Origin of the sequence: Microvirga sesbaniae, assembly GCF_025460805.1 — a bacterium.
GTDB lineage: Bacteria > Pseudomonadota > Alphaproteobacteria > Rhizobiales > Beijerinckiaceae > Microvirga > Microvirga sesbaniae.
The window spans coordinates 1-24,688 of sequence record NZ_JAMXFJ010000032.1 but is presented as its reverse complement, the minus strand read 5'-3'; the positions used below and the strand labels follow the sequence as shown (position 1 = coordinate 24,688).

General features: G+C 68.2%; 24 protein-coding genes and 1 pseudogene. 14 read left to right on the top strand and 11 right to left on the bottom strand.

What is annotated here, in order from left to right:
• Positions 1-876, bottom strand: a complete 876-nt coding sequence (locus OCW50_RS26405) for an S-methyl-5'-thioadenosine phosphorylase (protein ID WP_262299628.1) — start codon at positions 874-876, stop codon at positions 1-3.
• A 138-nt stretch (positions 877-1,014) separates the two neighbouring features.
• On the opposite strand from OCW50_RS26405, the gene OCW50_RS26400 reads away from it, so the two are divergent.
• The gene (locus OCW50_RS26400; protein ID WP_262299627.1) at positions 1,015-1,263 is read left to right on the top strand and encodes a hypothetical protein; all 249 of its coding nucleotides are present in this window, start codon (positions 1,015-1,017) and stop codon (positions 1,261-1,263) included.
• Here the strand turns inward: OCW50_RS26400 and OCW50_RS26395 are convergent.
• From OCW50_RS26395 to petA, 4 genes are all read right to left on the bottom strand, one after another.
• Positions 1,208-1,855 (bottom strand): 2'-5' RNA ligase family protein, encoded by a 648-nt coding sequence (locus tag OCW50_RS26395; protein ID WP_262299626.1) that lies wholly within the window; start codon positions 1,853-1,855, stop codon positions 1,208-1,210. The genes OCW50_RS26400 and OCW50_RS26395 overlap by 56 nt on opposite strands.
• Positions 1,856-1,930: 75 nt before the next feature.
• A complete protein-coding gene (locus OCW50_RS26390) occupies positions 1,931-2,815 on the bottom strand; it encodes a cytochrome c1 (protein ID WP_262299625.1) in 885 nt (294 codons plus the stop codon).
• 25 nt (positions 2,816-2,840) lie between these two features.
• Complete coding sequence (locus tag OCW50_RS26385) at positions 2,841-4,121, bottom strand: cytochrome b (protein ID WP_262271578.1); 1,281 nt, start codon at positions 4,119-4,121, stop codon at positions 2,841-2,843.
• Between the two features lie 24 nt (positions 4,122-4,145).
• Complete coding sequence (gene petA / locus OCW50_RS26380; RefSeq protein ID WP_173945706.1) at positions 4,146-4,709, bottom strand: ubiquinol-cytochrome c reductase iron-sulfur subunit; 564 nt, start codon at positions 4,707-4,709, stop codon at positions 4,146-4,148.
• 261 nt (positions 4,710-4,970) lie between these two features.
• Between petA and OCW50_RS26375 the strand changes: the two genes are divergently transcribed.
• Entirely contained in the window at positions 4,971-5,450 is a 480-nt protein-coding gene (locus OCW50_RS26375) for a tRNA (cytidine(34)-2'-O)-methyltransferase (protein ID WP_262299624.1), read from the top strand.
• A gap of 12 nt (positions 5,451-5,462) precedes the next feature.
• Positions 5,463-6,359 carry an oxygen-dependent coproporphyrinogen oxidase gene (gene hemF / locus OCW50_RS26370; protein WP_262299623.1) on the top strand — a complete coding sequence of 299 codons (897 nt, stop codon included), beginning with the start codon at positions 5,463-5,465 and terminating at the stop codon, positions 6,357-6,359.
• A 284-nt stretch (positions 6,360-6,643) separates the two neighbouring features.
• Here hemF and OCW50_RS26365 read toward each other — a convergent pair whose 3' ends face one another.
• Genes OCW50_RS26365 through OCW50_RS26350 form a run of 4 tightly spaced genes read right to left on the bottom strand, consistent with a single transcriptional unit; the run spans position 6,644 to position 9,379 of the window.
• Entirely contained in the window at positions 6,644-7,888 is a 1,245-nt protein-coding gene (locus OCW50_RS26365) for a CCA tRNA nucleotidyltransferase (RefSeq protein ID WP_262299622.1), read from the bottom strand.
• Positions 7,888-8,145 carry a DUF6111 family protein gene (locus OCW50_RS26360; protein ID WP_262271574.1) on the bottom strand — a complete coding sequence of 86 codons (258 nt, stop codon included), beginning with the start codon at positions 8,143-8,145 and terminating at the stop codon, positions 7,888-7,890. Before OCW50_RS26360 ends, OCW50_RS26365 begins: the two co-directional genes overlap by 1 nt.
• Positions 8,142-8,780, bottom strand: coding sequence for a CoA pyrophosphatase (locus tag OCW50_RS26355; RefSeq protein ID WP_262271573.1), 639 nt, complete (start codon positions 8,778-8,780; stop codon positions 8,142-8,144). Before OCW50_RS26355 ends, OCW50_RS26360 begins: the two co-directional genes overlap by 4 nt.
• Complete coding sequence (locus OCW50_RS26350) at positions 8,780-9,379, bottom strand: DUF1285 domain-containing protein (protein WP_262299621.1); 600 nt, start codon at positions 9,377-9,379, stop codon at positions 8,780-8,782. Before OCW50_RS26350 ends, OCW50_RS26355 begins: the two co-directional genes overlap by 1 nt.
• Positions 9,380-9,687: 308 nt before the next feature.
• On the opposite strand from OCW50_RS26350, the gene OCW50_RS26345 reads away from it, so the two are divergent.
• Genes OCW50_RS26345 through OCW50_RS26330 form a run of 4 tightly spaced genes read left to right on the top strand, consistent with a single transcriptional unit; the run spans position 9,688 to position 16,534 of the window.
• On the top strand, positions 9,688-10,704 hold the full coding sequence (locus OCW50_RS26345; RefSeq protein WP_173945970.1) for an AAA family ATPase: 1,017 nt from the start codon (positions 9,688-9,690) through the stop codon (positions 10,702-10,704).
• A gap of 10 nt (positions 10,705-10,714) precedes the next feature.
• The gene (locus OCW50_RS26340; protein ID WP_262271571.1) at positions 10,715-11,641 is read left to right on the top strand and encodes a DUF58 domain-containing protein; all 927 of its coding nucleotides are present in this window, start codon (positions 10,715-10,717) and stop codon (positions 11,639-11,641) included.
• Positions 11,642-11,644: 3 nt separating this feature from the next.
• Positions 11,645-14,449, top strand: a complete 2,805-nt coding sequence (locus OCW50_RS26335; protein WP_262299620.1) for a DUF4159 domain-containing protein — start codon at positions 11,645-11,647, stop codon at positions 14,447-14,449.
• 12 nt (positions 14,450-14,461) lie between these two features.
• Positions 14,462-16,534: a hypothetical protein gene (locus tag OCW50_RS26330; RefSeq protein ID WP_262299619.1), complete on the top strand. Its 2,073-nt coding sequence runs from the start codon at positions 14,462-14,464 to the stop codon at positions 16,532-16,534.
• Between the two features lie 79 nt (positions 16,535-16,613).
• Here the strand turns inward: OCW50_RS26330 and OCW50_RS26325 are convergent, their stop codons facing one another.
• Positions 16,614-17,126 (bottom strand): GNAT family N-acetyltransferase, encoded by a 513-nt coding sequence (locus tag OCW50_RS26325; protein WP_262299618.1) that lies wholly within the window; start codon positions 17,124-17,126, stop codon positions 16,614-16,616.
• A gap of 152 nt (positions 17,127-17,278) precedes the next feature.
• A complete protein-coding gene (locus OCW50_RS26320) occupies positions 17,279-17,758 on the bottom strand; it encodes an NUDIX domain-containing protein (protein WP_262271567.1) in 480 nt (159 codons plus the stop codon).
• A gap of 337 nt (positions 17,759-18,095) precedes the next feature.
• Here OCW50_RS26320 and mbfA point away from each other — a divergent pair, with 337 nt between their 5' ends.
• The 7 genes and pseudogenes from mbfA to OCW50_RS26285 all read left to right on the top strand — a co-directional run.
• Positions 18,096-19,067, top strand: coding sequence for an iron exporter MbfA (gene mbfA, locus OCW50_RS26315; RefSeq protein WP_262299617.1), 972 nt, complete (start codon positions 18,096-18,098; stop codon positions 19,065-19,067).
• A gap of 54 nt (positions 19,068-19,121) precedes the next feature.
• Positions 19,122-20,036, top strand: a complete 915-nt coding sequence (locus OCW50_RS26310; protein WP_262271565.1) for a metallophosphoesterase family protein — start codon at positions 19,122-19,124, stop codon at positions 20,034-20,036.
• A 283-nt stretch (positions 20,037-20,319) separates the two neighbouring features.
• Positions 20,320-21,141, top strand: a complete 822-nt coding sequence (locus tag OCW50_RS26305) for a DUF4142 domain-containing protein (RefSeq protein ID WP_262299616.1) — start codon at positions 20,320-20,322, stop codon at positions 21,139-21,141.
• A 179-nt stretch (positions 21,142-21,320) separates the two neighbouring features.
• Complete coding sequence (locus OCW50_RS26300; protein ID WP_262299615.1) at positions 21,321-22,019, top strand: fumarylacetoacetate hydrolase family protein; 699 nt, start codon at positions 21,321-21,323, stop codon at positions 22,017-22,019.
• Between the two features lie 127 nt (positions 22,020-22,146).
• On the top strand, positions 22,147-22,995 hold the full coding sequence (locus OCW50_RS26295) for a lysine/arginine/ornithine ABC transporter substrate-binding protein (RefSeq protein ID WP_262299614.1): 849 nt from the start codon (positions 22,147-22,149) through the stop codon (positions 22,993-22,995).
• Between the two features lie 342 nt (positions 22,996-23,337).
• Positions 23,338-24,183: a lysine/arginine/ornithine ABC transporter substrate-binding protein gene (locus OCW50_RS26290; protein ID WP_262299613.1), complete on the top strand. Its 846-nt coding sequence runs from the start codon at positions 23,338-23,340 to the stop codon at positions 24,181-24,183.
• A 279-nt stretch (positions 24,184-24,462) separates the two neighbouring features.
• Positions 24,463-24,688: pseudogene (locus OCW50_RS26285) on the top strand (ABC transporter permease); the annotation flags it as partial.

The window sequence follows — 24,688 nt, the reverse complement described above, 5'->3', positions numbered from 1 at the left end:
TCAAGGGTTTAGCACCCGTCCGGCCACCGCATCCAACTTTTTCAGAAGCTCCGGATCCCGGGCCGACGGGGCCGTCATGATGGCCCCGTCGAGGGCCCGGTCGGAGCCCACGGGGCATGGCTCGTGCTCGGCCGGGAAGTCGCGGGCGATGCGGGCGATCAGGCGGGCCACCTTCGCGGCGTTCTGGTGGGCGACCGCGACCACGGACGCCACGTCGACGTTGTCGTGCTCGGGATGCCAGCAATCGAAATCGGTCACCATGGCGATGGTCGCGTAGGTGATCTCGGCCTCGCGGGCGAGCTTGGCCTCCGGCATGGCCGTCATGCCGATCACGTCGTAGCCGAGCTTCTTGTAGGTCATGGATTCGGCATAGGTGGAGAATTGCGGCCCCTCCATGCACACCAGCGTGCCCCCGAGGGCGAACGGGATCTTCTCGGCCACCGCCGCGTCGGCGATGTGCTGGCGCAGCAGCGGCCCGACCGGGTGGGCCATGGGCACATGGGCGACGCAGCCCCGGCCGAAGAAGGAGCTTTCGCGGCGATGCGTGCGGTCCACGTACTGGTCCACCAGCACGAAGAAGCCCGGATAGAACTCGTCCTTGAACGACCCGCAGGCCGAGACCGAGATCAGGTCGGTGACCCCGGCGCGCTTCATCACGTCGATATTCGCCCGGTAGTTGATGTCGGACGGGGGGAGGCGGTGCCCCCGCCCATGGCGCGGCAGGAAGGCGATCTCGGTCGTCCCGATGCGTCCGACGCGCAGAACGTCCGAGGGTTCGCCCCAGGGCGAATCGATGCGCTCTTCGCGCATGTCCTCGAGCCCGGGCAGGTCGTAGACCCCCGACCCGCCGATGATGCCTAGAACCGATTTCGCCATCGCGCGCCCTCCCCGTTTCCGGGCTCTCCGCCCGTTCCGTTTCATAGACGAGTGCGGGCCGGGTCCCAAGTCCCGTATCGGGATCGTGCGATTGATCTAGGTGAATGCAGGCGGCGAACGGGACAGTATGCTCCCCCGATGAACGACAAGACCGGCAATGCGACCCGACGCTGCTCCACGGCGATCGGCGTCTCTCATACCCTCGCGGCCCTGACCCGCGAGCAGATCCGGTACAGCCGGTCCCTGATCGCGCAATCGCTCATCCTGCTCCGGAGCCAGCGCGTCTATCCCTACGATCCCGTCCCGCAACCGCGCGCGGCACCGCAGACCGTCACCCCGGTGGCCTCCGGGCCGTCCTCGCAGCCTCCTCGCGTCCCAGGGGAATAGACGCGATCTCGTCCGTCGCGAGGCAGGGAAAGAGCGTCTCGCGCACGAGCCTGATCCGGGTGACGGGCGCCGTGATGGAGACCGGCAGGTTCTCGACGCGCGCCACTGCGTCGTCCGGGATGGCGGTGCTCGTCCTGTAGCGCGCAAGCGTGGAATGGATCAGGTCGTAGATGATCGGGCTCGCCCCCGGCGGTGGAGGAATGTCGCGCACGATCCTGTCCCGGATGGCCTGGATGAGGCCTGTTTCGTCGGTGGCCGTCGCGATGATGGCCGTGTCCGTCACCTTCAGGCGGGAGAAGCGCAGCTCCAAGGCCCGATGACCCGTGCAGAGCTCCTCCAGAATTCTCTCGCTGTGCTGGGCGATGCTCTGCCAGTAGGCATCCTTGTCGAAGCCGCCCCTGACGGTCACGAGCGGATAGATGGTCACATGCAGGCCGTGCTTGGGGCCGACATGCAGGGGCTCCGGCCAGAGCCCAGCGAAGGCCTGCTGCACCCGCTCGAAGGCCGCCCGGGTTTCGGGCTCCAGGCTGGGTTGCACGTGGTAGGCGAGGCAATCCGTGCCCCAGATGTCGTCGGCGATGGTCTGCAGCATGGTGGTCGGCCTGGACGCCTCTCCGGTCGAAGTCGCCTGAAACGAAAAAGGCCCCGGAAACCGGGGCCTTGATCCTTAGGGGTTGTGGGTCATCGGAGGCGTCGCGTGGCCTTCGACCTCGCCGCCCACCCGGGCCCAGACCTTCTTCTTGGTGAAGTAGAGCAGGCCGGACAGGACGAGCAGGAACAGGATGACCTGGAAGCCGAGGCGCTTGCGGGCCTCGAGGTGCGGTTCAGCCGTCCAGGTGAGGAAGGCCGTCACGTCGCGGGCGTATTGATCGACGGTTTCCGGCACCTGCGGCTGGCCGGCCTCATTCTTCGGATACTCCACCTGGCCGTCGCTGAGCGGCTTCGGCATGGCGATCACGTGACCCGGATAGTAGTGGTTGTAGTGACCGCCCTGGGGCACCGTGAAGCCCTGGGGGGCCTCCTCGTAGCCGGTCAGCAGCGCGGTCACGTAATCCGCGCCGTTCTCCGAGTACTGACGGAACACATCGGTGATGAACCAGGGGAAGCCGCGCTCGTAGGTGCGGGCCTTGGGCATCAGGGACAGGTCCGGGGGAGCCTTGCCGCCGTTGGCGGAAGCCGCGGCGTTCTCGTTCGGGAACGGTGCCGGGAAGCGGTCGGCCGGGCGCCCGGGGCGCTCGAACATGTCGCCGGCCTCGTTCGGGCCGTCCTGGACCTTGTACTCCGCCGCGAGCGCGCGGACCTGGGCCTCGGAGAATTCCGGGCCGCCGGGCTGGTGCAGGTTGCGGAAGGCCACGTAGTTCAGGGAATGGCAGGAGGCGCAGACCTCCCGGTAGACCTTGAAGCCGCGCTGGAGCTGGGCCCGGTCGAACTTGCCGAACGGCCCCTGGAAGCTCCACTTGAGCTGCGGCGGGACCGGGGTCTCGCCGGCAGCGAAGGCCGGAGCGGACAAGCCGAGAACGGCGGCTGCGATGAGAAGAGTACGCTTCATCATTGTCTGTGTTTCCTCGACTCTCGCATCAGCCCTTGGAATGCGGCTCGGCATTGGCGCCGGCCGGAATACCAGCCCCGCCCTTCTGCACGCCCATGACGGATTCGAGGATCGAATTCGGCAGAGGCAGCGGACGCTCGACGAAGCCGAGCACCGGCAGAATGATCAGGAAGTGGGCGAAGTAGTAGGCCGTGCAGATCTGGGAGGCGATCACGTACCAGCCCTCGGCCGGGCGGGAACCCAGCCAGCCGAGCAGGAAGCACACGATCACGAAGATCCAGAAGAACTGCTTGTAGAGCGGGCGGTAGGCCGTGGAGCGCACCTTGGAGGTGTCGAGCCAGGGCATGAAGCACCAGATCACGATGGCCGAGCCCATGGCGATGACGCCGCCGAGCTTGTCCGGGATGGCGCGCAGGATCGCGTAGAACGGCAGGAAGTACCATTCGGGAACGATGTGCGCGGGCGTCACGGCCGGGTTCGCCGGGATGTAGTTGTCCGCATGGCCCAGGTAGTTGGGCATGTAGAACACCCAGTAGGCGAAGAAGATCATGAACACCACGACGGCGAAGATGTCCTTGATCGTCGCGTAGGGGGTGAACGGAACCGCGTCCTTGCCCGACTTGATCGGAATGCCGGTCGGGTTGTTCTGGCCCGGCACGTGCAGCGCCCAGATGTGCAGGATCACGACGCCCGCGATCATGAAGGGCAGCAGGTAGTGCAGGGAGAAGAAGCGGTTCAGGGTCGGGTTGCCCACCGAGTAGCCGCCCCAGAGATAGCTCACGATGGTCTCGCCGACGAGCGGGATCGCCGAGAAGAGGTTCGTGATCACGGTGGCGCCCCAGAAGCTCATCTGGCCCCAGGGAAGCACGTAGCCCATGAAGGCCGTGGCCATCATCAAGAGGAAGATGATCACGCCGAGGATGTAGAGAACCTCGCGGGGGGCCTTGTAGGAGCCGTAGTAGAAGTTCCGGAAGATGTGGACGTAGACGGCCACGAAGAACATCGACGCGCCGTTGGCGTGCAGATAGCGGATCAGCCAGCCGTAGTTCACGTCGCGCATGATGTGCTCGACGGACTGGAAAGCCATGCCGGCGTTCGGCGTGTAGTACATGGCCAGGAACACGCCGGTCACGATCTGCGCGACGAGCATGAACACCAGGATGGCGCCGAAGGTCCAGAAATAGGTCAGGTTCCGCGGAACCGGGAACGCGATGAAGGACGAGTGGATGAGGCCTGCGATGGGCAGGCGGCTCTCGAACCACTTACCGAAGGCGCTCTTGGGAACGTAAGTTGTGGGATGGTCGCTCATGATATCGCCTGATCGTCGCTTAGGTTACGCCGTGGCCTCTTGGCCGATCACGATCTTGGTGTCGGACGCGAAGGTATAGGGCGGGATCGGCAGGTTGATCGGCGCCGGGCCGCCGCGGACGCGGCCGGAGGTGTCGAAGATCGAGCCGTGGCAAGGGCAGAACCAACCGTGATACTCGCCCTGCTGGCCCAGCGGCACGCAGCCGAGATGGGTGCAGTTGCCGTAAACGATGAGCCACTGGGCATGGCCTTCCTTCACGCGGGCCGAGTCGGGCTGCGGGTCGCGCAGGGAGGCCACGTTCACGTCCTCGGCGGCCTTGATCTCCTCGGCCGTGCGGTGACGGATGAAGATCAGCTTGCCGCGCCAGAAAACCTTGACGATCTGCCCTTCCGCGATGGGGGTCAGGTCGACCTCGACGGGGGCGCCGGCCGCCACCGTCGCCGCGTCGGGCGCCAGGGACTGGACGAAGGGCCATACCAGGGTGGCTCCGCCGACGACGGCAGCTGCGCCCGTGGCGATATAAAGGAAATCGCGCCGTGTCGGCTCAGCGACATGAGTGGTGGTCTCGGCCACTTGGCTCTCCAGCATTGATCAAAAAACGAGAACCGCGCATCGGCAATCCCTTGGGAACCAAGGCATTTGGCACACGAGGTCCAAAATGGAACAAGCATGCGCGGCGACGCGCGCGCAATGCGACTGGGAGTCGCCGCGCGGTGGCTCTTTGGCACGGCCAAGCCCGCCTGTCCATAGCCGGATTGGAGTTGTTCCAGCTTGTGGCGCAAATGCCGCCGGGGCAAATGGCCCTGAGGCTCCCTTGACGACGGAGCCCGTTCCTCCGATGACGGACCCATGCCCCGTCTCGCCATCTACCAGCCCGACATTCCGCAGAACACCGGGACCATGCTGCGCCTGGCCGCCTGCCTCGGCGTGCCGGTGGAGATCATCGAACCTGCGGCCTTCGACGTCTCCGACCGCAACCTGCGCCGCTCGGGCATGGATTACCTCAACCATGTGACGATCACCCGGCACATGTCCTGGCGCACCTTCGAGGCCTGGCGGCAGGAAGCCGGGGGCCGGCTGATCCTGGCGACCACGAAGGGCGCGCTCGCCTACACGGAACTCGCCTACCGGCCCGACGACGTCATTCTGGTCGGCCGGGAATCCGCCGGCGTCCCGGAGGAGGTCCATCAGGCGGCCGACGCCCGGGTCGCTGTCCCGATGCAGACCGGCCTGCGCTCCCTGAACGTCGCCGTAACGGCCGCCATGATCCTCGGCGAGGCCCTGCGGCAGACCAACGGGTTTCCCCATCCGGCTCCGTCCGAAACCTGAAGCGGAACCATCATGACCGATACGACAACCGTCGAACGCCTGCAGGCAGAGGCTCCCATCTGGTTCGCCCTGCTGCGCGACCGCATCTGCGCCGCGTTCGAGGCGCTCGAGGACGAGGTCGCGGGCCCCCTCCCCCCCGAGGCCTCCGACCCCGGCCGGTTCGAACGCACGCCCTGGGAGCGCAAGGATCACAGCGGCGCCCCCGGCGGCGGCGGCGTCATGTCCATGATGCGCGGCCGCGTGTTCGAGAAGGTGGGCGTGCATGTCTCGACCGTGCACGGCGAGTTCGCGCCGGAGTTCCGCGGCCAGATTCCGGGCTCGGATCAGGATCCCCGCTTCTGGGCTGCCGGCCTTTCGCTCATCGCGCATCCCTGGAACCCGAACGTTCCAACGGTGCATATGAACACCCGCTTCGTGGTGACCTCCAAGCCCTGGTTCGGCGGCGGGGCGGACCTCACGCCCGTGCTCGACCGGCGGCGGACGCAGGACGATCCGGATACGGTCGCGTTTCACGCCGCGATGGAAGAGGCCTGCCGCGTCCATGCGCCCGAAGGCTCCTACGAGAAATACAAGGCGTGGTGCGACGAGTACTTTCACCTCAAGCACCGCAACGAGCCGCGCGGCGTCGGGGGCATCTTCTACGACTATCACTGGACCGGGGATCCGGACGAGGACTTCGCGTTCACCCGGCACGTGGGCGAGGCCTTCCTCACGGTCTATCCCGAGATCGTCCGGCGCAACGTCGCACGCCCCTGGACGCACGAGGACCGGATCGAGCAGCAGGTGCGGCGCGGGCGCTACGTGGAGTTCAACCTGCTCTACGACCGCGGCACGATCTTCGGGCTGAGGACGGGCGGCAACATCGCGTCGATCCTCTCGTCCATGCCGCCGACGGTGCGGTGGCCATAACGCCAGCCGCCACGGGGAAGCGCAGCCGTCCGACATCGACGCCGTCACGGCATCATCCCCCGGGCGCGTGCCGGCGATCTCGCTTCTGTAGGGCGCAGCGCCTTTCGTATCGGGATGGCCGGGACGAGCCCGGCCATGACATGGGGAGGGTGTCACCACCGTCCCATCTCACCCGCCCCGTCATCACCGGCCTTGTGCCGGTGATGACGGGGCGAATGGCACGGCCGGCTGGTCATGTCCCGGGATGGAGACAGGGGCCGGACTATCGGACGTGAAAAGATGCTTTAAGCCTGCTTCAGCACCCGCCTGAGCAGATCCTTCGCGGAGGCTTCGTCGGTTCGGCAGCCCTCCGCCAGCCAGGCCTGGCGGGCCTGCGCGAGCAATTCACCGATCCTCGGCCCTTTCGGGATGCCGCTCCCGACCAGGTCGCCTCCCCGCAGGGGGAAGACCGGCACAGGCTCGGCCCCGGTGCGGTAGCGTTCGAGCGCCTCGCGGGCGTCGGCACGGACGATCGGGAATGGCTCGCCGGCGGTCGCCGCCAGGACGGTGTCGAGGGCCTCCACATCGTGATCCGCCGCCAGGCGGCGGATGGCGCCGGCGTCGAGCGGCAGGGCCCAGGTCTTCACGAGGCTCAGAAGGCGCGCATAGGCGACGAGCTTCCGGTGCTCGTCGTTCGACAGACGCAGGCGCTCCCGCAGGCGGTCGGCATCCTCTTCGACCATCACCGCGAGCGCGGCCAGACGCCAGACCGGGACGGGGCTTTTCGCGTCGGAGACCTCCACGCGGCCGAAGCGGCCGAACTCGGCGGCGCCGCCCAGAAGCCACGGGAGAAAGCCGTGATCGGCCAGGACGCCGATCGTGTCCTTCGCCCGCCGGGCGACCAGGAGCTTGAAGAGCTCATGCCGGATCCGCTCCCGGGAGAGGATCTCCAATCCCTGCCGCTCGGCCCCGGCCGCGGCGAGCCCCTCCGGGTCCGGATCGGCCTGCGCATATTCCGCGTGAAACCGGAAGAAGCGCATGATCCGCAAATAATCCTCGCGGATGCGGGTCCGGGCATCGCCGATGAACCGGACCCGTCGGGCCGCCAGATCGGCCAGGCCGTCCGTGTAGTCGTGGAGCCGCCCGTCGAGGCCGAGCGAGAGAGCGTTGATGGTGAAGTCGCGGCGCCTCGCGTCGAGCGCGAAATCGCGTCCGAAATGCACGACCGCGTGACGCCCGTCGGTCTCCACATCCTCGCGCAGGGTCGTGATTTCGTAAGGCTCGCCGTCGGCGATCACGGTGATCGTGCCGTGCTCGATCCCGGTCGGCACCGCCTTGAACCCGGCCGCCTTCGCGTGCTCGACGATGGCATCGGGCCGCATGGTCGTGGCGCAGTCCACCTCCGTCACGGGCCGCCCGAGCAGGGCGTTGCGCACGGCCCCGCCCACGATGCGCGTCTCCTCGGCGCCGTCATTGAAGGCCTCCAGGAGGCGGCGCAGGGGCGGACGGTCAAGAAGGCCGAGCAGGGCCTGTCGATCGAGGGTTTCCATCACTCGAAATGTCCCGGGACGACCCGTCCGTTTTCCACATGGGTCGGCACATAGGTGCCCGTCTCGCGGTCGACCAGGAGGCCGGTCGCGACCAGCGAGGCGATCACGAAGCTCAAGCCCGCGATGGCGAGCCAGAGCGACTGGTCGCTCCAGTGCGACCAGATCAGCGGGTTGCGGCGACGGACGACCAGGTAGACGCCGAAGAGAACGAAGGGCAGGAGGAACAGAACCAATCCCTGGACAACTGCCCGCGTCATGAACCGTAGAGCCTCTCGTACAGATTGCGGATGATGCCCGCCGTCACGCCCCAGATGTAGCGTCCCTCGTAGGGCATTGCATAGTAGCGCCGCACCCTTCCCTTCCATTCGCGGGAATGGAGCTCATGGCGGGAGGGATCCATGAGGAAGCCGAGCGGCACCTCGAAGGTCTCGGCCACCTCGTCGTGGTTGAGGTTGAGGCTGTAGGAAGGGGAGACCCGCGCCACCACGGGCATGACGAGATAATTCGTCGTGGACAGGTAGGCGTCCAGGTAGCCGAGCGGAACGATGAAGCGGCTGTCGAGGCCGATCTCCTCCATGGCCTCGCGGCAGGCCGCCGCCAGGACCGAGGCGTCCTCCGGGTCGACCCGCCCGCCCGGAAAGGCGATCTGCCCGGAATGCTGGCGCAGCTGAGCGGAGCGCTCGGTCAGGAGCAGCATCGGTTCCGCCCGCATGACGACCGGAACGAGGACCGCGGCCGGCTTCGGCGTCAGGGGGTGGACCAGGGGCACGTCGTCGAGGCTGTGGTCGCCGCGCGGGTTGGCGAGCGCCTCCTCGGGATGCGGCGGCTCGGGCCGCAGACGCTCGGCCGCCAGCGTCAGGAAGTCCGGCGCGTCGTGGGGAGCAAGCCGCATCAGAAGGCGTCCAGAGCGCTGACGGGAGCGATGGGAAAGAACATGCCATCTGCCATGACGCCGAAGGTGGCAGCGCCTTCCACATCCCGTTCCTCGCCGAGGGCGACGAGATCCAGCGCCAGGGAGCGCGTCACCCGCGCCCACAGATCCCCTCGGATCTTCACGGAGGGCTTGACCCCGCCGCTGGCGTCCTGCTCGAAGCGCAGGGGATGCGCTGGCCCGACCTGCACGAGATCGTCCACATTGGTCCGGAAGGCGATCTGGCGGCTTGCGCCGTCGCCGTCCACGGCCATCTCGACGGCGAGGAACGGCGCATCCTCGACCGTGATGCCGACCCGTTCGACCGGGGTGACGAGCACGTAGCGCTCCGGATCCTTGCGCAGCACCGTCGAGAACAGCCTCACGAGAGCCGGACGGTTGATGGGGGTGCCCATGTAATGCCACGTCCCGTCGGCTGCGATGCGCATGTCGATCTCGCCGCAATAGGCCGGGTTCCAGCGCTCGACCGGCGGCGGTCCCTTGCGCGCGCGATCGGAGCCCAGCGCCGCTGTCAGGCGGGCCAGGGCATTCCCGGGAGTGGAGGCGGAGGGTTCGGTCATGACGCAAGCGTGAACAGGATTTTGAACTTTATGGATCGACGAACGGCCGCCGATTGTTACTTCTAAGGGCATCGTGCGGAAAAGTGGACCCGGTTTTCCGCATCAACGATGCACACATCAATGACGAAGGATCGGATCCGATCCCAAAAGTGGGTCCACTTTTGGGTCCGATGCTTTAAAGCATAGAGCCCTCGGCTGTCTCGTCCACTCCATCCGTCCTTCGCTGCGGCGCAACGACCCTTGCACCTCGACACGGATCGAAGGCAGACTACCTACCGGGGGCAATTGCGATCGAGGAGAGTGACCTCATGACGGCCAGCATTGCTCAGGCGCCTACCGCATTGGACGACGCGATCATCCGCAACGCGGAGGCGACCCTCGAGACTGTCGGCCGGGCCCGCGAGGCCATCCACACGGTCATCTTCGGCCAGGAAGACGTGGTCGATCTCACCCTCATCACCCTTCTCGCGGGCGGCCACGGCCTGCTCGTGGGCGTTCCCGGCCTCGCCAAGACGAAGCTGGTGGAGACGCTCGGCACCGTGCTCGGGCTCGACGCCCGCCGCATCCAGTTCACCCCGGACCTGATGCCCTCCGACATCCTCGGGTCCGAGATCCTCGACGAGGGCGCCGACCGGCGCCGTTCCTTCCGTTTCGTGAAGGGCCCGGTCTTCGCGCAGCTCCTGATGGCCGACGAGATCAACCGCGCGAGCCCGCGCACCCAATCGGCCCTGCTCCAGGCCATGCAGGAGCATCACGTCTCCGTGGGGGGCGAGCGGCACGACCTGCCCCAGCCCTTCCATGTGCTGGCGACCCAGAACCCGATCGAGCAGGAAGGCACCTATCCCCTTCCGGAAGCCCAGCTCGACCGATTCCTGCTCGAGATCGACGTCGGCTATCCGACGCGCGAGGCCGAGCGGCGCATCCTGATCGAGACCACGGGCGCCGACGAGCACAAGCCGCAGGCGGTCATGAACGCCGAGGCCCTCATGAACGCCCAGCGCCTCGTGCGCCGCCTGCCGGTCGGCGAGAGCGTGGTCGAGGCGATCCTCGACCTCGTCCGCTCGGCACGTCCCGAGGGCAACGGCATCGAAGGCGTGACCGACAGGATTCTCTGGGGGCCGGGTCCCCGCGCCAGCCAGGCCCTGATGCTGGCGGTGCGCGCCCGCGCGCTGATCGAAGGCCGGGTCGCCCCGTCGATCGCCGACGTGGTGGCGCTCGCCGAGCCGGTGCTCAAGCACCGCATGGCCCTGACCTTCTCGGCCCGGGCGGATGGAGAGACCATCAAGAGCATCGTCGGCCGGCTCACGTCGCGGCTGGCAGGCTAGGAACCCCGTCATGGCCCGTGTCCGGGTCCTCCCCGAAAGCGCCCGCTCGCCGGGCCGCCGCGAAACGGAAAGCGCTCTCTCCCTCGCAGACCGCATGCCGCACCTCGTGCTCGAGTCCCGGCGGGTCGCCGCCAACCTGGCCCACGGCATCCACGGCCGCCGGCGCGCCGGCACCGGCGAAACCTTCTGGCAGTTCCGCCCCTTCGTGGCCGGCGAGGCGGCGCAGCGCATCGACTGGCGCCGCTCGGCCCGCGACGACCGGCTCTATGTGCGCGAGCGCGAGTGGGAGACCGCCCAGACCGTCTGGTTCTGGATCGACCGCTCCGCCTCCATGGGCTATGTCTCGGAGCTGGCGCAGGCGCCCAAGGTCGAGCGCGCCATCGTGCTCGGCCTCGCGCTCGCCGATGCCTTCGTCGAGGCCGGGGAGCGGGTCGGCATGCTCGGCCTCATGCCGCCGCGGGCGACGCGGCGCATCGCCGAGACCATGGCCCAGACCCTGGTGGCCGACCGGGCGTCCCTGGAAGAGGACCTGCCCCCGCAGGCTCCCGTGGCGCCCCAGCACGAGGCCGTTCTGATCAGCGATTTCCTGTCGCCCCTGTCCGATGTCACCGCCATGGTCGAAGGCATCTCGTCGCGCGGGGCGCGCGGTCATCTCGTGATGATCGTCGATCCCGTCGAGGAGACCTTTCCGTTCCAGGGACAGGCCGTCCTGCACGATCTCGAGGACGGGCTGTCGTTGCGGATCGGCGATGCGGTCTCCTGGGGCCGTGCCTACCGGCTGCGGATCGAGGAGCACCGGGAGGCGCTTCAGCAGCTGGCCCGCCGCCGCGGCTGGACCCTGACCATCCACCGCACCGACCGGCCGGCCAGCGAAGCCGCCCTGCGCATCATGACGCTCGTGTCGACCGCGCGCGGCACCGGCCTGGGAGGGCGTTGAGCCATGCTGGGCCTTCCCCTCACCTTCGCGGTTCCGCTCGTTTTGACGGCGCTGGCGGCCCTGCCGGCGATCTGGCTGCTCCTGCGCATCACGCCGCCGCAGCCGCGCCGGGTCGACTTCCCGCCCCTCAAGATCCTGGCGGACCTGCGGCCCGAGCAGGAAATGCCTGCGCGCACCCCCTGGTGGCTCCTGCTGCTGCGGCTGCTGCTCGCCGCCTTCCTCATCCTGGCGGCCGCGGGCCCGATCTGGAACCCGCTGGCGGAGGACGACAACCGCTCGCCGCTCCTGATCGTGCTCGACAACGGCTTTGCCGCCGCGCATGACTGGCGCGAGCGCATGAACCTCGCGGTCGAGCGCGTCGAGGCGGCGGGCCGCGACGGGCGCACGGTCGCGCTCGTGGCGACCGCCGAGGCTCCCGCGGCCATCGAGCCGGCGAGCCCGTCCACCGCGCTGGAACGGCTTCGGTCCTTGAAACCCCTGCCGCATCTGCAGGACCGCCAGGCCCATCTCGATTCCGTCAGGCGGTTCCTGGAATCGACTCCCGAGACCAACATCGTCTGGATCAGCGACGGGGTGGCGGGCGTTGATGGACAGGGCTTCATCGATGGTTTGGCCAAGATGGCGAACGGGCAGCGGATCACCGTTCTCAAAGCGGAGCGCGCTCCGGCCCTGGCCGTTGCCGGCGCGGAGAATGCCAGCGGCCAGCTCAACGTGAGGCTCGTGCGTCCCGAGCCGAACGGACGCGATGCCGGCACCGTGCGCGCCCTCGACCTCAAGAGCCTGCCGCTCGCGGACATGCGCTTCGCCTTCGATCCGAACGCCACCGAGACGAGCGTCGCGTTCGATCTGCCCACCGAGATCCGCAACGCCATCGCGCGCATCGAGGTCCTCGGCGAGGGCTCGGCCGGGGCCGTGCATCTCCTCGACGAGCGCGGCAAGCGCCGCCGCGTGGGGCTGGTGTTCGGCGGCACCTCCGATCAGGCCCAGCCCCTGCTCTCGCCGCTCTACTACATCGAGCGCGCCCTCGCGCCCTATTCGGAGATCCGCAACGGGCGCGGCGCGGTGGCCGACGCGGTGAACCAGCTCATCGACGAGCAGGTGTCCGTTCTCGTGCTGGCCGACGTGGGCGGGCTCGACCGGGAGACCCTGGGCCGGGTCACGGCCTTCGTCGAGAAGGGCGGCATGCTCCTGCGCTTCGCGGGCTCCCGCCTGGCCGCCGGCAACGACGAGCTCGTGCCGGTGCGCCTGCGCCGGGGCGGGCGCAGCCTCGGCGGCACCCTGTCCTGGGACACCCCCAAGACCTTCGCGCCCTTCACCCGGGAAAGCCCTTATTTCGGCCTGACCGTGCCGGAGGAGATCGGCATCCGCCGCCAGATCCTCGCGGAGCCGGACGGCGACCTGCCGGGGAAGACCTGGGCGTCGCTTGCCGACGGCACGCCCATCGTGACGGCGGACAAGCGCGGCGACGGCATGATCGTGCTCTTCCACGTCACCGCCGACACCACCTGGTCGAACCTGCCCCTGTCGGGCCTCTTCGTCGACATGCTGCGCCGGACCACGGCGCTCGCGGGCGCGCCGAGCGATGCCAATGCGGAGGCGCGCAACGCGGAGAACGACACGGTGGCTCCACGACTGACCCTCGACGGCTACGGCATCTACACGTCGCCCCCGGCCAATGCCCGCGCCGTGGCGCGCAACTACGCCGAGCGCGCGAGCGGTGAGCATCCGCCGGGCTTCTACGGGCCGGTGGATTCGAGCCTCGCGGTGAACGCGCTCCTGCCGGGCGACCGGCTCGCGCCTCTCGACTTCGCTCCCCTCAACGCCCGGGTCGCGCCCCTCGCCGGGGCGCAGACCATCGATCTGCGCATGCCGCTCTTCATGCTGGCTCTCGTGCTCCTGCTGATCGACACCCTCGCGTCGCTCTGGCTCGGCGGCCATCTGTCGAACGTCGCCTCCCGCCTGCGCCGGGCCGGCGCCGCGGCCGCCATCGTGCTCGGGGCGTCCCTTCTCCTCAACCCGGCTTCGGACGCGAACGCGCAGGAGCGCCGCTCGTCCATGACCATGGAGAGCTCCAGCCCCGCCCTCGTGACGCGGCTCGCCTATGTGGTCACGGGCGATTCCCAGGTCGACGAGACGAGCAAGGCAGGCCTGACCGGGCTGACGCAGGTGCTGAGCCAGCGCACCGCCCTGTCGCCCGGAGAGCCGATCGGCATCGATCTCTCGCGGGACGAGGTGGCGTTCTATCCGCTGATCTACTGGCCCATCGTGGCATCCCGGCCCATGCCGTCCGAAGCCGCGATCCGGCGTCTCGACGCCTTCATGAAGGGCGGCGGCACGGTGATCTTCGACACACGCGACGCCTTCGGCAACCGTCCGGACGGCGCTCCCACGGCCGAGGGGCAGTACCTGCGCCGGATGCTGGCGAGCCTCGACATTCCCGAGCTCGAGCCGGTGCCGGCCGATCACGTGCTGACCAAGACCTTCTACATCCTCGACAGCTTCCCGGGCCGTTACGCCACCGGGCAGACCTGGGTCGAGGCCCTGCCGCCCGCGCCCGAGGGCGAGGCGAGCCGCCCGGCCCGCTCCGGCGACGGGGTGTCGCCGATCATCATCACGTCCAACGATCTCGCGGCCGCCTGGGCGGTCGGCGCCCGGGGCGAGTTCATCTACCCGATCGTGGGCAGCGACCAGCGCCAGCGGGAATTCTCGTACCGCAGCGGCGTCAACATCGTCATGTATGCGCTGACCGGCAACTACAAGGCCGACCAGGTGCACGTGCCGGCCCTGCTCGAACGCCTCGGGCAGTAAGAGGGAAACGGTTTGCTCTCGATCAGCTTCTCCCCGCTCATCCCGGCCTATGCCCTCTGGGCCCTCGGCGCGGTCGTCGCGCTGCTCGCGATCCTCGCGCTGGTCTCCCGCGGACCCGTGGCGATCCTCAGGGCGGTCGCCCTCGGGCTCGTGCTCCTGGCGCTCGCCAACCCGGCGCTCGTGCAGGAGGACCGGGACAAGGTGAAGGACATCGTGGCGGTCGTGGTCGACCGCTCCACCTCGCAGACCCTGGGCGACCGCCCGGCCATGACCGATCAGGTGCGGGCCGAGCTGGAGCGGCGCTTCGGCTCCCTGGCCGACGTGGACCCGCGCTTCATCGAGGCGGACGACGGCAGCGGCGACGACGGCACGCGCCTGTTCGCCGCCCTGTCCAACGGGTTGGCCGACGTGCCGCCGGACCGGCTCGCCGGCGTGGTCTTCGTGACCGACGGCGTGGTGCACGACATCCCGTCCTCCGTGGAGGGTCTCGGCTTCCGGGCGCCCCTCCACGCGCTCATCACCGGCCGTCCGGACGAGCGCGACCGGCAGATCAAGCTGCTCGAGGCGCCCCGCTTCGGCATCGTGGGCAAGGACCAGACGATCCGCGCCCAGATCATGGAGCGCGGCGGCACCGGCTCGGCCCTCGTCACCGTGCGCCGCGACGGACAGGTTCTCGCCCGCCAGCAGGTTCGCGCCGACACGCCCTTCACCCTCGACGTGCGCATCGAGCATGGCGGCACCAACGTGGTCGAGCTCGAAGTGGAAGGCCTGCCCAACGAGCTGACGCAGGCCAACAACCGGGCGGTGATCCCCATCGAGGGCATCCGCGAGAAGCTGCGCGTGCTGCTCGTCTCCGGCGAGCCCCATGCGGGCGAGCGGACCTGGCGCAACCTCCTCAAGTCCGACGCCAACGTGGACCTCGTCCACTTCACGATCCTGCGCCCGCCGGAGAAGCAGGACGGCACGCCGATCAACGAACTCTCGCTGATCGCCTTCCCGACCCGCGAGCTGTTCCAGCAGAAGATCAAGGAATTCGACCTGATCATCTTCGACCGCTACGCGAACCAGAGCATCCTGCCGTCCAGCTATTTCGAGAACATCGTGCGCTACGTGCGCGAGGGCGGGGCGATCCTGGTGGCGGCGGGCCCCGAATTCGCGAGCTACGGCAGCCTCGCGCAGACCAGGCTTGCGCCGATCATCCCGGGCCAGCCCAACGGCAGCATCGTCGAGCAGCCCTACAAGGCGCAGATCACCGACACCGGCGACCGCCACCCCGTCACCCGCGACCTGCCGGGCTCGGAGCAGTCGCCGCCGGCCTGGGGCGAGTGGCTGCGCATCATCGGCTCGCAGGTGCAGTCGGGCGACACGCTCATGTCGGGGGCGAACGACCTGCCGCTCCTCGTCCTGCGCCGGGAGGAGAAGGGCCGCGTGGCGCTGCTGCTCTCCGACCATGCCTGGCTCTGGGCCCGCGGCTATCAGGACGGCGGCCCGCATCTCGACCTTCTGCGCCGCCTCGCCCACTGGCTCATGAAGGAGCCGGCCCTCGAGGAGGAGGCCCTGCGGGCGAGCGCGCAGGGGCGCGACATCCGCGTCGAGCGCCAGACCATGGCCGAGACGGCCGACCCCGTGACCATCGTGGCCCCGAGCGGCCAGGAGAGCAGCGTCCCGCTCACCGAGACGCGCCCCGGCCTCTTCACCGCCCAGGTGGCCAGCCGCGAGCTCGGCCTGCACACGGTCCGGTCGGGCGATCTCATCACCTTCGTGAGCATCGGCCCGGCCAATCCGCGCGAGCTCATGGACGTGTTCAGCAACACCGAGGCCCTGAGCGCGATCGCCGAAGCGACCGGCGGGTCGGTGCGGCGCGTCGCGATGGCGGGCGATCAGAGCATCACGGTGCCGCGCGTCCTCGCGGTGCATTCGGGCAGCCGCTTCTCCGGCGGCGACTGGATCGGCATCAAGCCGAGCGACAGCGCCATCGTGCGCGGGGTATCGGTCTTCCCGATGGCGCTCGGCTTCGTAGGGCTCGTGCTCCTGATCGGCTCCACCCTCGCGGCCTGGCTGATCGAGGGACGCCGCCGGGCCTGACCGGAATCGCAGCGCTCATCAGCCACGTCGTCACCGGGCTCCTCCCGGTGACGACAACGGAGAGGCCGGATCGTTCGCGCTACCCGTCCGAGTCGGGCAGCGGGCTCACCAGTCCCTTGGCGCCCGCCATCGCGCCTTCCACCAGTTCCAGGGCCAGGAAGCGGACCGGGTTGACCGGACCCGGAAGCTGCAGCTGCTGCGGCGGGATGCGCCTGAAGCCGAAGCGGCTGTAATAGGGCTCGTCGCCCACGAGCAGCACCAGGGTATGGCCCCCGGCCTTGGCGGCCTCGAGGGAGCGGCGCATGAGGGCGGCGCCGATGCCGCGGCTCTCGAAGGCGGGCTCCACCGTGAGCGGGCCCAGCATCAGGGCCGGCACGTCGCCGGCCTTCACCGGGGTGAGGCGCACCGAACCGACCAGCAGGGTGCCGACCAGGGCCGTGAAGGACAGATCGAGCCGATGGGACGCCCCTTCCCTCAGGCGCGAGGCGGTGCGGGCGAAGCGGCCCGGCCCGAAGGCGCGCTCGTGCAGGCGCTCGATGGCTTCGGAATCGATGGGTTGCTCGGTGCGGATCAGGAGCGAGAGCTCGGTCATGGACGGACTCGGGGACGAGAGGGAACGGAAAACGGCTGAACGGAACGTCAGCCGTGTCGTCGTCGCGAAATCCGTGTGATACTCATGGGGCTCGGCATTTCATGAAGGTCGCAAGGCCATAGCAGCGCCGGGAACGCGGCGCAAACCCTCTCTCACCAGTTCGCCGAGACGGGCTGGCCCTCGAGGATCTCGGCCAGGCGTCGGCGGGTCGCGGCCGTCGTTCCCTCGGGCAGCCCCTCGATGGGGAAGAAGCCCGCCTCGGCGATCTCCCGGTCCGGCTGCTTGACGGCGAGCACCGTGAAACGGCGGATGACGTAGACCAGCACGTGGTCGCGCCGGGAGATCCGGCTGTTGAAGAAGACGCCGAACAGCCTGGGCGTCTCGTCCATGGCGATGCAGGCCTCCTCCTGGAGCTCGCGGCCCAGGGCCTCGAGGGCGGTCTCGCCGGTCTCGACGCCGCCTCCCGGCAGGTGCCAGCCGGCCACGTAGGTGTGCCGGATGAGGAAGACCCGGTTCCGGTCGTCGAGGACCACGGCCCGAACGCCGAGCGTCATGCCCCGGGAGAAGCGCCAATAGGTATGGAGTGCCCGGGAGACGAGGCGCGCGGACCGGCGAGGCTGAGGATCGGACATCGGGCCACCCCATCACGGCAAGGTTACGGGAGGATGAATGTAGTCATTCATCCACTGCATAGCTGTTCCGGTATTTTGTCGCGTGACCGGGATTAGACGAAGGTCTAAGACAGGATCAACCAAAGGTGTTCCGATGTTTCTCGCGCTGATCCTGTCCCGTCTCAACCGTTCCGCCCGCTTCTCCTGGTCCCCGGCCCTCAACCTCGAGGACCGCTCGATCTACTCGACCCTGATCCCGGGCGCGCAGTACTGAGTCTGAGGCCTCGCCTCCGTTGACACGGGGAGGCTTGGCAACGGCCCGGCTTATTGTTTAGAATCCTTCTAAACAGGAGCGGGCATGAAGTCTCTGTCCCAATTGTCCGAGCGCGAGGTTATCGCGCTCGCCATCGGCAGCGAAGAGGAAGATTCGCGGATCTACCAGCAATTCGCGGATCGCCTCCGGGGTGATTTCCCCGCCTCGGCCGAAATCTTCGACGGCATGGCCGAGGAGGAGCGCGCCCATCGCAACGCCCTCTACGGCTTCTACCGCGACCGCTTCGGCGAGCATCTCCCGCCGATCCGCCGCGAGGACGTGCGCGGCTTCCTGAAGCGCCGCGCCGTGTGGTGGAGCCCGCATCTCGACCTCGACCGCATGCGCCGCGAGGCGGAGGTCATGGAGCTGCAGGCCGCGAACTTCTACGAAAAGGCCGCCCAGCAGACCCTCGACGTGTCCGTGCGCGAATTGTTCACCAGGCTCGCCGAGATCGAGCGCGGCCACGAGCGCAAGGCCGGCGAGCTGCATGCCGCCCATCTCACCGAGAACGCCGAGGCCGCGGAGGAGCATGCCCGCCGCCGGCTCTTCGTGCTGCAATACGTGCAGCCGGGGCTGGCCGGGCTGATCGACGGCTCGGTCTCCACCCTCGCGCCCCTGTTCGCCGCCGCCTTCGCGACCCAGAACAACTGGGAGACCTTCCTGGTCGGGCTCGCGGCCTCGGTGGGCGCCGGCATCAGCATGGGCCTGACGGAGGCCCTCTCCGACGACGGCGAGATCACGGGCCGCGGCTCGCCCTGGCTGCGCGGGCTGGTCTGCGGGGTCATGACGGCGGCCGGCGGCCTCGGCCACACCCTGCCCTATCTGGTGCCGGATTCCTGGCCCAACGCCTTTCTCCTCGCCACCGGCATCGCGGCCCTCGTGGTGGCGGTCGAGCTCGTGGCGATCTCGTGGATCCGCACCCGGTTCATGGACACGCCGTTCTGGAGCGCGACCCTGCAGGTGGTCGTGGGCGGCATTCTGGTGCTTCTCGCCGGGATCTTCATCGGCAGCGCTTGACGCGCGGGGCACCGCGCGCGAACTCTCGCTTCCCGACGCATCAACCCGGCCGCCATGTTCCGCATCGCTCACCTGACCGACCCCCATGTGGGCCCGCTGCCCCGGCCGCGTCTCAAGCAGCTTCTGAGCAAGCGCCTGACCGGCTGGTACAACTGGCACCGCAGCCGGCACGACCTGCACGACATGGAGCTCCTGGCCGAGCTCGTCGCCGACATCCATGCGCAGAAGCCCGACCACATCACCTGCACGGGCGATACCTGCAACATCGGCCTTCCGGACGAATGGAAGACGTCCCGGGTCTTTCTCGAGAGCCTGGGCGACCCGTCCCGCGTGACCTTCGTGCCGGGCAACCACGACGCCTATGTGCGCGGCTCGCTCGAGGGGCTGCTGCGGGAGATCTCGCCCTGGACCCGGGGCGACGACGGCCGCGAAGGCGCGTTCCCCTACCTGCGCCGCTACGGGTCCATCGCCGTGGTCGGCCTCTCCTCCGCCATCCCGACCCTGCCCTTCGTGGCCAGCGGACGGGTCGGGTCGCGGCAGATGAAGGCCGTCGAGCAGATCCTCGGCGAGCTGGGGCGGGACCCGGGCTGCTTCCGGATCGTGCTGATCCACCACCCGCCCCATGTCGGCGGCGCGGAAGCGGGCCGCAACCTCACCGACGCCTCCCGGTTCGAGAAGATGCTGTGCCGGGTCGGCGCCGAGCTCGTGCTGCACGGGCACAACCATGTGGGCTCGCTCGCCCATCTCGACGGCCCGCGCGGTCCCATCCCGGTGATCGGCGCGCCCTCGGCCTCGGCGCGCGGCGGCACCCTGACCCACAAGGCCGGCTACCATCTCTTCACCATCGACCGGGACGAGACCGGATTTCTCCTCATGGCGGAACTGCGGGGCCTGAAGCCCGACGGCACGGTCGGAGGCATGGGCATGCTCTCCCTCGCCCGCATTCGCCAGCCCGAGGCGAAGTCCTGAGAAAACCTCCGGGACCGCGCTCAAGCATATGGCCGCGCTGAAACGTCAAGCTTCGAAGAATAGGCGCGCTTTCCACTGTCGCGAGAGGTGTCTCTATTGTCCTTCAGCGTGACGAAAGCCAAGCTTTGGCGGGTTGATCGGAATTTATGCTGAACGAAACCTGACTTTCCTGGAACCGCTTAGATCGAATGCCGTTGAAGGGGTGCAGCAGCCACCCACGACCTCCGCGAGCCCGATGGGCTTCGCACGGTGTTCTGCGATCCCGGTAACAGGAGTTCACCCCATGAAGAAATATCTTCCCCTCGCGGCCCTGCTTGCATCCGTTTCGGCCGTCCCGGCCTCTGCCCAGATCATGGACGGCCAGACCTACCGCATGATGGCGGCTCAATCGGATGCTTTCGAGATCGCTTCGAGCCAGCTCGCCCTCGAGCGCTCGCGCAACCCCGCCGTTCGCCGCTACGCCCAGAACATGATCAAGGACCACAGCATGACCAGCCAGGCCCTGAACGGCGGCCGCCCGGTCTATTCCGCGTCCGGTGAGTTCATCGGCGGCTCCCTGGGCGGCACCCTCGCCGGCGCCGGCATCGGGGCCCTCGTGGGCGGCCCGGTCGGAGCGGCCGTGGGCGCAGGCGTCGGCGCGACGGCCGGCGCGACCGCGGGCGCGGCCGCCAGTGGCGCTCCGGGCACGGCCGGCGGAACGGCGACCGGCGCTCTGGCCGGTGCGGGCGTCGGCGCTCTGGTGGGCGGCCCGGTGGGGGCCGCGGTCGGTGCCGGCGTCGGCGCGACCACGGGCGCCGCGGCCGGCCGCAGCGCCGACGTGCAGGCGACGGGCTCGGTCACGCCGATCCGTCTCGGCGTGCCGCTCTCTCCTGAGAAGACCGCCATGCTGAACCAGCTCGCCTCGACCTCGGGCCCGCAGTTCGACCGGCTGTACGGCCAGGCTCAGCGCATGGGTCACCAGGAAGCCCTCGCCCTGCATTCGGGCTACGCCCAGGGCGGCAACGATCCGGGCCTGCGCCAGTTCGCGGCCTCGGTGGTTCCGCATATCGAGCACCACCTTGCGGACGCCCAGCGTCTGCCGGGCGGCACCGCCCGTCGCCGCTAAGCGGCTCAAGATCGACGGATCTCTGCGGCGGGCCCTGGGCCCGCCGTTTTCATGTTCTCCCAAAGCCGTAGTCCAAACCTGTTCGCCATGGGTTGCGATGCCTCTTCCAAGGTGTAGGAAGGGACAAGCGGTCCTGCCTTCCGGATCCCCTCGATCACCCTGACATCCCGCGAGCTTCCATGGCCTACGTCATTCCCGCGCCTTCGACTCCTGCCCTCCCCGTGGCCGGCAGCGCCGACCTCTTCCCGGTCCGCCGCGTCTATTGCGTCGGCCGCAACTATGCGGCCCACGCGCGCGAGATGGGCGGCGATCCGACCCGCGAGCCGCCCTTCTTCTTCATGAAGCCGGCCGACGCGCTCCAGCCGGTCCCGGAAGGCGAAACGGCCGACCATCCCTATCCGCCGAAGACCGGAAACTACCATTTCGAGATCGAGATGGTCGTGGCCCTGGCCAAGGGCGGCAAGGACATCCCGGTCGAGCAGGCCCTCGACCATGTCTTCGGCTACGCGGTCGGCCTCGACATGACTCGCCGCGACCTCCAGGACGAGGCCAAGCAGCTCCGCCGTCCCTGGGAGCTGGGCAAGGCCGCCGACCATTCCGGCCCGGTCGGACCGATCCGCCCGGTCTCGCAGGTCGGACACCCGGCCGGCGGCACGATCTCCCTGACGGTGGACGGGGCGACCAGACAGACGGCGGATCTCTCCGACATGATCTGGTCGGTCGCCGAGCAGATCGCTTATCTCTCCTCCTATTTCGAGCTCGCCCCTGGGGACGTGATCTTCTCCGGCACGCCGGACGGCGTGGGCGCCGTCACCCAAGGTCAGACCATGACCGGCGCCATCGAGGGCCTCGGCGAGATCAGGCTGCGGGTCGTGTGAGGCCCGCGCTCCCCCCTTGCGTTTTGGTCAAGTTTGGCTGTTACTGCGTCACGGCGCGGCCCTGAAGAGGGCCGCGGGCATGTCAGGCCCCGGCGCGAAACCGGGGCTCATAAACAAGGGAACGACTATGAATTTCGTTAAGACCGTCGGCCTGGCTCTTCTCGGTTCCGCTCTTGCGATCGGCGGAGCGGCCGCCCAGCAGAAGACGGTGAAGATCGCAACCGAAGGCGCCTACGCCCCGTGGAACTTCACGGGCGCGGGCGGCAAGCTCGAGGGCTTCGAGATCGACCTCGCCAACGACCTGTGCGCCCGCATGAAGGTCACCTGCGAGATCGTCGCCCAGGACTGGGACGGCATCATCCCGGCCCTCCAGGCCAAGAAGTACGACGCCATCATGGCTGGCATGAGCATCACCGACGAGCGCAAGAAGACCATCGATTTCGCCGGCCCTTACGCCAATTCCCCGAACGGCTTCCTGGTGGCGAAGAGCTCTCCGCTCGCCGCCATGCCGGGCAAGGGCGAGGCCTTCAACCTCTCGACCCAGCAGGCGGCCGCCGAGAAGGCGATCGAGGCCTACAAGCCGCTCCTGAAGGGCAAGACCATCGGGGTGCAGACCTCGACCATCCACTCGAACTTCGCCGACAAGTACCTGAAGGGCACGGCCGAGATCCGCGAGTACAAGACCACCGAGGCCCATGACCTCGATCTGGCGGCCGGCCGCATCGACGCGGTTCTGGCGGACGCGACCAACATCATCGGCACCCTCGAGAAGCCCGAGTTCAGCAAGGACTATACCCTGGCCGGCCCGTCGATCACCGGCGGCCTGCTCGGCGCCGGCGTCGGCGTCGGCCTGCGCAAGGGCGAGACCGAGCTCAAGAAGAGCTTCGACGAGGCGATCCAGGCGGCGATCAAGGACGGCACCGTGAAGAAGCTGTCGGAGAAGTGGTTCAAGATCGACACCACGCCGCGCGTCTGATCGTCCGGCCTCGAGGCTGGAATCCCCGTCCCACGTGGTCACCGGCCTTGTGCCGGGGATTCCGATGCCGAATGGCGCTGCGCTTCAAGCCACCGAGATGGCCGGGACAAGCCCGGCCATGACCTGGCGACGACCATGGAATTCAGGGCGCGGCATCGGCCGCGCCCTTTTTGTATCGATCCGGCCCGACTACGACCGAAATCGCCAGCTTGGGCGCTTTATTCAGCATGTTTAGGACTTGCGCCGGCTTGGCTTTTGAATGTTAGCTTCTGGACGCGAGATGACGGTCCTAAGACCCTCATCCGACAACAGGATCAGTTGAAGCTGACCAGAGGGAAGACGATGAAATTCTTCAAGACATTGGGTCTCGGCCTGCTCGCCTCCGGGCTCGCCGTCGGCGGAGCGGCCGCGCAGGAGAAGACGGTGAAGATCGCCACGGAGGGCGCCTACGCCCCGTGGAACTTCACGGGCCCGGGCGGCAAGCTCGAGGGCTTCGAGATCGATCTCGCCAACGAGCTCTGCGGCCGCATGAAGGTGAAGTGCGAGATCGTCGCCCAGGACTGGGACGGCATCATCCCGGCCCTCCAGGCCAAGAAGTACGACGCCATCATGGCCGGCATGAACATCACCGAGAAGCGCCTCGAGACGATCAACTTCTCGATCCCCTACGCGGCCACCCCGCACGGCTTCGGCGTCATGAAGGATTCCCCCCTCGCCAAGCTGGCGGGCACCGGCACGACGGTGAGCCTCGACAAGGATCCTGAAGGCGCCAAGAAGGCGATCGAGGCCTGGAAGCCGCTCCTGAAGGGCAAGACCGTCGGCGTCCAGACCTCGACCGTGAACGCGCAGTTCGTGGAGACCTACCTGAAGGATACGGTCCAGATCCGCGAGTACAAGACCACGGAGCAGCACGATCTCGACCTCTCCGCCGGCCGCCTCGATGCGATCTTCGCCGGACAGGGCGCCCTGAAGGCCACGCAGGAGAAGCCCGAGTTCAAGGACATGATCATCGCCGGAACGGGCATGCGCGGCGGCCTGCTCGGCCGCGGCGTCGCGGTGGGCATGCGCAAGGACGATACCGAGCTCAAGAAGTCCTTCGACGAGGCGATCCAGGCGGCGATCAAGGACGGCACGATCAAGACCCTGTCCGAGAAGTGGTTCAAGCTCGACGCGACCCCGCAGGTCTGACCTGACCAGTGGGGCACGGGGGAGCGCCTTCGGGTCCGATCCCAAAAGTGGGTCCGGTTTTCCGTCCTGACCGATGCTCTCATTCAAGAAGAAGGCATCGGATGGATCCCAAAAGTGCAAGTCCACTTTTCACGTCCGATGCTTTAGCCCACTGGAAAAAAAGTCCCGGATCCTGCTAAACGGACCCGGGACTCGCTCCGGTCGAAGGTCCGATGTGACAGATCTTGTCTCACCTCCTGCCTCTCGGTGAGGGAGACGTATTCAAGAAAGTTGAGACGCGTGCAGCAGCTGAGCTATTTCGAGCTCGTCGGGTTCGGCCCCAACGGTTGGGGATGGGCTCTTCTCACCGCGACCGGGATGACGATCGCCGTCGCCTCCTGCGGCTTTCTCGCGGGCTCCATCGTCGGCACCCTGGTGGCCTGGGGCAAGATCGGGGGCAACGTGGTGATCCGCAGCCTGGCGGACGGCTACACCACCGTCCTGCGCGGCATCCCCGACCTTCTCG